This window comes from Sporomusa sp., assembly GCF_057736855.1.
The window spans coordinates 1-8,271 of record NZ_JBYKYF010000134.1; the positions used below are offsets into that span (position 1 = coordinate 1).

Sequence of the window (8,271 nt, forward strand, 5' to 3'; positions counted from 1 at the left end):
GAGATTCATACCCAGAGTAAACAAAAATTCAATTTCTCGGGTTTTCCCCCAATAAATCGCTACCAGGGCCACAGCTAATGCATATACCGTAAAACGCGGCATTATCCAGTGACGAAAAGGGGGAAACGACTCAATCCGCTGTCCTAGTTTTGCCAGTACCGCTTTAGCTACCTGATAATTTAAGAAAGTGTCAAAAAAAGCGGCTAATATGAATCCTGCGGGCAAAATAACTTTAACAAGCTCCATCATTGAGCGCATGGCGGTTTCCATTTGCTCCAAATCCTCAGGTTTCATCCCCATACCCCGGTAAAAATCTACCGCCTGCTCAAGCGCGCTGGTCATAGCCTCAGTCTGAAGATTAATGGGATTAAACCCCATGATAGCAGCCCCAATAGCCAAGACGGCTACTTTGGAAACAAGGGAAGCGGCCGCACCAAATAAGACGGTTTTCACCGGAGAAAAACTTTGTCTAATGGCATACCCCAAAGCAATACCGACTAATCCAAAGCCAACAACCACCGATATGGCGCTAAGGGGGTGCATAAGAAGAAAAATAATGATCCCGGCTGCTATGACAGCCATTATACTCCACTTATACCCATGCCGTACCCCGAGCAGTACAATAGGAACAGGCCAGAGTAGATTGACGAAAGCACCCAGCACAGGCACGTATGTGCTAATAAAAGCAAAAATAATCGCAACGGCAGTAAGGATACCGCCTTCAACAACAGGTCTAACAGAATTCTTTTGCATATTTCACCTCTTTTGGCGAAGATGTCGGCGATATTCGCTCATATCCCCATACCAGCGTTCTACTTCAGGTTCCTGTTTTATCTTGGCCACTAGGCGGGTATTGATAAGCTCATCCATTTCTGTGTAGTCAATCCCCAGCCGCCGCCCAAGAACAAATGCCGAAATAATCGTCTGAGCCAGCGCCTCACCAATGGCATCCCGCTTATTATGGGCCATTGCCTGATATACATTACTTACTTCGGTCAGAAGATCGGCTTTAAGGCTTTCAATTAGCCTAAGTTTACGCAAGATATCTGATTCCTGTGAAAACACTAAACCGCCTCCTTATTCCATCCTGTTTATATTCGGAAGAAGCCGGTTTATTTCCTTCTTTTCTAATTAGGAAAATAGTATGAAACCCTGGCGCTGGCCAGGGTGGTTTTTCTATTAGTATACTAGTAAAATTCAGAATTGGCAAATGTAATTGCCCGCCTATCCGCCTCACATTTTGGTACTAGCATTTTATGCAAGAAACTAATAAATTATTACTGTCTATCTAGCTATTGCCATACAAGCTGCTTAAATAAAAAAGCAAGAATTCTACTCTTGTAGAAGTTCTTGCTCTTATTGCGCTTATTCTGCAGTAAACGGCAGTAATGCAATATTACGTGCCCGTTTTATAGCTAATGTCAACTGACGTTGATGTTTGGCACAATTTCCAGAAATGCGGCGTGGCAGAATTTTGCCCCGTTCAGTAGTATACCGACGCAATTTAGGAACATCTTTATAGTCAATCTCAGTTACTTTATCAACACAGAAACTACAAACTTTTTTCTTAGGTTTGCGGCCTCTTTCGCGTTTCACAGCCATTCATTTACCCCCCTTTTAAAACGGTATTTCCTCATCAGGGAAGACATCTTTGCCGAACGAATTAATATCTATACCTCCAGCGTCAATACCTGACGCCTGTCTGCGTTCCAGGAATTCGATGGATTGCGCTATGACTTCGGCGACACGGCGCTTCTGACCATCATTAGCTTCGTAGGAGCGAATTTGCAATCTGCCATCTACCAGCACACGTTGCCCTTTAGTAAGATTATTACCACAGACTTCAGCCAGTTTCTCCCATGCAACAATGGGAATAAAATCAGCAGTGTTTTGTCCCTGAGCACCGCCAAAACGATTTACTGCCAGAGTAAACGAAGCAACAGCTTTGCCGCTCTGTGTGTATCTCACTTCGGGATCTTGTGCCAAGCGGCCAACAAGGATGACTTTATTCATATATCCTCATACCTCCTGGCCCCAAAATTAGTCTTTCAACTTAACAATCATGTGCTTAAGAACATCGTCGGTAATTTTCAGCACACGATCCAATTCGAATACTGTAGCTGGCTCAGCAGTAAAGCTAATCAGAGTATAATACCCTTCCATAAAGTCTTTTACTTCATAAGCCAAACGCTTTTTGCCCCAACGATCCACTTTGTCAACATTGCCGCCAGTATTCTTAATAATATTTTCGAACTTAGCGATAGTGGCGTTAAGAACCTCTTCGTCACCAACTTTAGTAATAATCACGACTTCGTATTTTCTCACGAAATCACCTCCTCCTTTGGACTATTGGCCCCGTCATAAGGGGCAGGGAAGGTTTTGAATAACAAAACCATGTCACAATATGTACTTTTGCGACTAAATTATTATAGCATTAGTTGTCCAGCAAATGCAAGAAAAAAGCATATGTAAATACTAAATAATACGACAGAAAGCAAAAGAATCAGTTATGCCCCTTTTCTGCAGCCACTTGCTTGATTACTGCCTGCCTGTTTCTATCGGTACTGGGAATGGCAAATGCCAGGACAATAGCTACACCAAGGGAGATAAGCGAATACAAAAGGGCTGCTTCCAAACCAATGCGATCACCCAATGACCCGGTAATGGCGGCTCCCACTCCGCCCAGGCCAAACGCTAAGCCTAACATCATACCTGATGCCATAGCGGCATTACCTGGAATCAGTTCCTGAGCCCAAACAACGGAAGTCGGCGCCGGACTTTGTAACAGTGCCCCACTGGCCCCCAGCAAACAATAGCTCAAAAACGACGGACTGACATCAATTAAAAACAGATAGGTAATCGGCAGACATAAGAGTAAAGAACCAATGAACCCCGCCTTACGTCCGATTTTATCCCCCACCCAGCCGCCAGTTAGCGCGCCAGCCGCGCCGCCCATAAGAAACACAGTAAGCATACTGGCCTGCACAGCCGGTGGTTGACCAGCATTTGCCAGCATCAGCGGCAAAAAGGTGGGCAGAGCTACCTGTATCCATGATCTAAGAGCCGAAACAATATTTAACAGCCATAAACCACGCGACTTGTACCACGGTTCATCTGCCGTATCGTCTTCGACCTCCTTGGCTGCCGGAGTGATATCTACCTTGTGCAACCCAGCCAAATAACAAGCGGTGGTAATCATGAGACCCGGAATAATTAACCATACCAGACTGGCTATTCCCGCTATATGCAAGCAATACATAATAACCGCCGGAGCTACGGCAAAACCTACATTACCGCCAAAAACAAATACTGACATCGCAGTTCCCTTAGTCTCAGCAGTCACTACTTTGCCCATGAGTTTGGCAGCCAGCGGATGAAAGACCGAAGATGCCAGCCCCGCAAGGCTAACTAGCAAAAATAAGGTAAACTTGCTATCTGCCAACCCGGACAGACAAATAAATAATGCACTCATTGGAGTTGTAAGCAGAATTAACCATGCATAACCATGTTTGTCAATAATATACCCCGCAAAGGGCTGAAGCACACTGGAAACCACCGAATAAGCCATAACCAGCATCCCGCTTAAGGTAAGCGATAAACCCAGCTTAAGCATCACAACAGGTAACAGCGCAGGTAAGAAATTGTTATAAAAGTCACTGAAAAAATGTCCAGTTCCTAACAAAAATACCTGAAATACCCTAGATTTTTTTATTTGATCCGCCATTACCTTTCTCCCTCCAAAAGGAAACAAGCGGCCAGAGAACCGCTTGTTTAGGCAGCAACTTACTTATACATTAAATCTAAAATAAGTTACATCGCCATCTTGCATAATATACTCTTTACCTTCCAGCCGTACCAGCCCTTTTTCCCGGGCAGCCGCATACGACCCGGCAGCCATTAAGTCATCATAGGAAACAATCTCGGCCCGAATAAAGCCGCGCTCAATATCACTGTGGATTTTTCCGGCAGCTTGGGGCGCTTTAGTGCCACGCACAATCGTCCAGGCCCGAACTTCCTGCTCACCGGCTGTAAAAAAGGTCATTAGTCCTAAAAGCGAAAAACTAGCACGGATAAGCTTATCCAAGCCTGATTCTTCCAATCCTAAGTCGGTCAGAAACTCACGGGCTTCGTCCGGCTCCAGTTCGGCAATCTCTGATTCCACCTTGGCTGATACGACAATCACTTCCGCTCCTTCGCTGGCAGCATACTCACGTACTTTGGCAACATGCGGATTGGCACTGGCGTCTGCAGCTTCTTGTTCGCTGACATTGGCAACAAACAGCGTGGGCTTCATGGTTAACAAGAACAAATCCCGGAGCATAGCGGCTGTATCGGCATCTTTAACCACTCGCCGGGCAGGCAGGCCATCGGCGAGTGCCTGTTGCACCTGTTTAAGAACTTCCAGTTCGGCAGGCGCCTTTTTGTCGCCGCTTTTTAACAGCTTTTGTACCCGCTCGATACGTTTTTCCACCGTTTCCAAATCGGCAAGACATAGTTCAGTATTAATGATCTCAATATCCCTGATAGGATCAAGACTGCCGGCCACATGGGTAATATTGTCATCACTAAAGCAACGTACAACCTGCGCTACCGCATCGACCTGCCGAATATGGGACAAAAATTTATTACCCAGTCCCTCGCCCTGGGCAGCCCCCTTGACTAAACCAGCAATATCGACAAACCGCATGGCGGCAGGTAATGTCCGCTTCGGCTTATACATCTCTGTCAGTTTCCACAGACGCTCATCAGGAACATCCACTACACCAACATTAGGTTCAATGGTGCAAAAAGGATAATTGGCCGCCTCGGCCCCGGCCTTGGTAATGGCGTTAAACAGTGTGCTTTTGCCGACATTCGGCAGGCCCACGATACCTACTTCTAAGTTAGTACTCATTACATGCTACTCCACCTTTAAGGCTGGTTACAGGGTACAGCCCGAATGTTTAAGTTAGTATTAACTTATATATTGTAAGATAATGGCGGCGTAAATTCAAGTAGCCTACTATACTTGCGGAGTGGAAATAACGGCTTTTACCCCTTTTTCAAACTTAGGCCGAGGAATCATGACCTGACGCCCGCACTGCAGACATTTAAGCCCAAAATCAATGCCGGTGCGGGTTATTTCCCAGCGGTCACCGCCACAGGGATGTGGTTTTTTCATTTTTACAATTTCACCAATTTTATAATTATATCTAACTTGATTCATACTATCCCTCCTATATCGCTGTTTGAAAAGGATGGGCTAGATACGTTATAGGCTAACCCTAAGTTGTGGTAGCGGTATCTTGGCTTCCGCAAATTTTCCACTTATCAGGCGGCGCAAGGTTGTTTCAACTTTCGTCTGCTGCAGCGGCACTGTTTTGGCGGTAATCCGGATAACTATCTCGCCTGGCTTAAAATCAACTACCCCAACTACCCGGGGACCATCAAGCACCTCCGGCATTGACTGGCTAACCGTCATACAAACCTCCTCCAAAAGCGTGAATACTTGGTCAAGGTCAGCTTCATAAGCCACTGGTACATTCACAGTTGCCAACATTTGTCCTCTGGTATGATTGCTGACTTTGACCACTGAGCCATTAGGAATAATATGGAGAATGCCATTACCGTCCCGCAGTTTAGTAACACGAAACCCGATTTCTTCAACCGTCCCAGCCATGTCCCCCAGCACCACATAGTCACCCACGCCATACTGATCTTCCAAAATAATAAAAAAGCCAGTCATGAAGTCTTTCACCAGGCTCTGGGCACCAAAGCCAACCGCCAAACCAATAATACTTGCCCCGGCTAATACCGAAGTAGTATCGACATTAAACTCCCCTAAGACCATAACCGCTACAATAAAATAAATAACATAGCGAAATACACTATGCAAAAGCGCGCTTAATGTCCTGGCCCGCTTTTCATCCAAGGACACTGGCGTTCCTGGCTTCGGAAGAAAAAACCGCTCGACAAGCATGTTAGTAATCCGAAGCAGCAGATATCCCCCGCACATAATAATCCCTGCACGGATAATACTTACCGTTATGCTCAGCCAAAAATCAGGTGTCAAGTATTGTTCCACACTGACCTCCGTATTCTGTTATTTTCTCATAAACAAATGAACTACCATGCACTGTCCGACTAAATAATTTGGACCAACGTACATGTGCCTCCCGGAAGAGACGGAGAACTTCTTCTTGCCATACGGCCATAAACAATAGGCACTGACCGCAGCTAATGTCAATCTCACGCGGTGTTGGCAAAGCATAGAAGGGAATGCCCTGCCTGCTTAGCAGCGTTTCTGCTTTTATAGCCTGATGCACCGAAGCAAACGAAATCAATCGGTCATACTGTTGATATGTAATAAAATCACCTGCTTATAATGTCACTGTTTTATGCAAGGAAATGGTCTCAAGTATAGTGTACATATTGGTAATTTCGCCTACCGCTAGGTCAGGTTTGCGTTGATAATAATCCAGGCAAGTACCACAAGACAGTATCGTTACGCCTCGCTCAGCCAAAATTTTAAGCTGTTCCAGCACTGGTGAATTCTGCACGGTTAGGTTGATACCGCTGTTAATAAATAAAAGTGCGGCTGGTTGTGGCTTTATCTCTAGCAGTGTTGTCATAAATGCTTTCATTAATACGGCCCCTAATTCTGGTGAGCCATGACCTAAAGTATCCTTGGTAATTAAATACACTTGGCCATCAGCGGTCGAAAACTGGTTTATGGCTGTTTCAGCCTGCTGACCTGTACCTTTGACAATACTAATATAGTAGTTGCCGCCCTTGGTTTCCACCGCAGCCCCCAAATTGTGGGCCACAGCAAATTTAACAACATTAGTTTTAGCTACTTCATTATCAACAATAATAGTAATTCTTCCTGAGACCGTCTCTTCTAACGCTTTTTTGGTATGAATAACTGGCTGCGGACATGCCAGTCCCCTGCAATCAACAATTCTATCTGACATACACTTCTCCTCCTCCCATACCAGTTACTTCGCCAATAATACTGGCTGCCACCACACCTGCGGCCTTAACCAACACCCCGGCTTCCTTGGCCGGTAAGGCAAGTAATAAGCCGCCCGAAGTCTGCGGATCAAAACAAATATCTCTGATTGGTTCTGGTACCGTCTCTGCAAACGTTGCGGCCGTAAAATAGTTGCGGTTATTATATGCACCGCCAGGAACCAAGCCCATGGCGGCAGCCGCAGCCGCTTCCGGCAATAACGGTAAAGCTTTGCTGTCAAGACGGATTGTCACTTTACTAGCCGCTGCCATTTCACATACATGTCCGATAAGACCAAATCCCGTAATATCGGTGCATGCGTGGATAGTAAATTCTGAGGCTACTTTGGCTGCTGTTACATTAAGAGCAGCCATACTCTCTGCAGCTGCCGCCACACCCGCCAAAAACATCTCCGCGCGTGCAGCTGATGCTAAAATTCCTGTCCCCAGCGCTTTGGTTAATACCAAGCAGTCACCTAACCTAGCACCAGCATTGGTCCATATCTTGTCAGGATGGGCAATTCCGGTAACTGCCAGACCATATTTGGGCTCATCATCATCAACGGTGTGTCCGCCAATAATCACGGCACCGGCTTCGACAACTTTATCCTGACCGCCTTGTAAAATAGCCAGCAATACTTCGCCAGGAAGTTTGCAATTAGGAAACGCTACTAAATTAAGCGCTGTCAGCGGTGTCGCCCCCATAGCATAAATATCGCTAAGACTATTAGCGGCTGCAATTTGTCCAAACAGATACGGGTCGTCCACAATCGGCGTAAAAAAATCCACCGTCTGAACCAAAGCTGTTGTTTCATTCAACTTATAAACTCCCGCGTCATCTGACGTAGTAATACCGACAAGTATATTAGGATGCGACATCACTGGCAGTTGACTTAATACTCCAGCCAGGTCCCCTGGCCCCACTTTAGCAGCTCAACCGCCGCTCTTGGTGTACTCTGTAAGTTTAATCATCGTAACGCCGCCTCCCTCTCAATGATTTCTATTTATATATTATACCCCTAAACGCATTTAACCTGCTATTGTCACTCAATTAAATAGCGAACGGTTCCGCAACATCTGAAACAATAGAGACCAGCGGGAAAACACCCTATCTTAACTCACACTGCTGGTAAACATCGGCCCAACGCAGAAATAAGCAACACTCACCTGTACTAAAGCTAAGCGGAAAACAAAAGGTAAAACAAAAAGCAGCGGCTAAGCCGCTGTCAGGCTGTCGACAAAGTATTGTCGATAGCCTTTTTATTTATTATGATTATCTGT

Annotated in this window: 12 protein-coding genes; all 12 read right to left on the minus strand. The window is 45.7% G+C overall.

From position 1 onward, the window contains the following. Positions 1-753 (minus strand): YybS family protein (locus AC29Z1_RS10030; protein WP_488271324.1); only part of this gene is annotated, 753 nt, incomplete at its 3' end. A 3-nt stretch (positions 754-756) separates the two neighbouring features. After that, positions 757-1,065 carry a MazG-like family protein gene (locus AC29Z1_RS10035; RefSeq protein ID WP_488271325.1) on the minus strand — a complete coding sequence of 103 codons (309 nt, stop codon included), beginning with the start codon at positions 1,063-1,065 and terminating at the stop codon, positions 757-759. A gap of 300 nt (positions 1,066-1,365) precedes the next feature. Beyond that, positions 1,366-1,602, minus strand: coding sequence for a 30S ribosomal protein S18 (gene rpsR / locus AC29Z1_RS10040; protein WP_488271326.1), 237 nt, complete (start codon positions 1,600-1,602; stop codon positions 1,366-1,368). A gap of 15 nt (positions 1,603-1,617) precedes the next feature. After that, on the minus strand, positions 1,618-2,013 hold the full coding sequence (locus AC29Z1_RS10045) for a single-stranded DNA-binding protein (protein WP_488271327.1): 396 nt from the start codon (positions 2,011-2,013) through the stop codon (positions 1,618-1,620). A 27-nt stretch (positions 2,014-2,040) separates the two neighbouring features. Beyond that, entirely contained in the window at positions 2,041-2,325 is a 285-nt protein-coding gene (gene rpsF, locus AC29Z1_RS10050; RefSeq protein ID WP_488271328.1) for a 30S ribosomal protein S6, read from the minus strand. A 178-nt stretch (positions 2,326-2,503) separates the two neighbouring features. Then, complete coding sequence (locus AC29Z1_RS10055; RefSeq protein WP_488271329.1) at positions 2,504-3,724, minus strand: MFS transporter; 1,221 nt, start codon at positions 3,722-3,724, stop codon at positions 2,504-2,506. A 63-nt stretch (positions 3,725-3,787) separates the two neighbouring features. Next, complete coding sequence (gene ychF / locus AC29Z1_RS10060; RefSeq protein WP_488271330.1) at positions 3,788-4,894, minus strand: redox-regulated ATPase YchF; 1,107 nt, start codon at positions 4,892-4,894, stop codon at positions 3,788-3,790. A gap of 108 nt (positions 4,895-5,002) precedes the next feature. After that, positions 5,003-5,206, minus strand: a complete 204-nt coding sequence (locus AC29Z1_RS10065) for a DUF951 domain-containing protein (RefSeq protein ID WP_488271331.1) — start codon at positions 5,204-5,206, stop codon at positions 5,003-5,005. 45 nt (positions 5,207-5,251) lie between these two features. Continuing rightward, positions 5,252-6,064: a mechanosensitive ion channel family protein gene (locus AC29Z1_RS10070; protein WP_488271332.1), complete on the minus strand. Its 813-nt coding sequence runs from the start codon at positions 6,062-6,064 to the stop codon at positions 5,252-5,254. Beyond that, on the minus strand, positions 6,042-6,323 hold the full coding sequence (locus tag AC29Z1_RS10075) for a putative Se/S carrier protein (protein ID WP_488271333.1): 282 nt from the start codon (positions 6,321-6,323) through the stop codon (positions 6,042-6,044). Before AC29Z1_RS10075 ends, AC29Z1_RS10070 begins: the two co-directional genes overlap by 23 nt. Positions 6,324-6,359: 36 nt before the next feature. Continuing rightward, positions 6,360-6,953: a sulfurtransferase-like selenium metabolism protein YedF gene (gene yedF / locus AC29Z1_RS10080; protein ID WP_488271334.1), complete on the minus strand. Its 594-nt coding sequence runs from the start codon at positions 6,951-6,953 to the stop codon at positions 6,360-6,362. Continuing rightward, the gene (selD, locus tag AC29Z1_RS10085) at positions 6,943-7,962 is read right to left on the minus strand and encodes a selenide, water dikinase SelD (RefSeq protein WP_488271335.1); all 1,020 of its coding nucleotides are present in this window, start codon (positions 7,960-7,962) and stop codon (positions 6,943-6,945) included. Before selD ends, yedF begins: the two co-directional genes overlap by 11 nt. Positions 7,963-8,271: the final 309 nt, after the last annotated feature.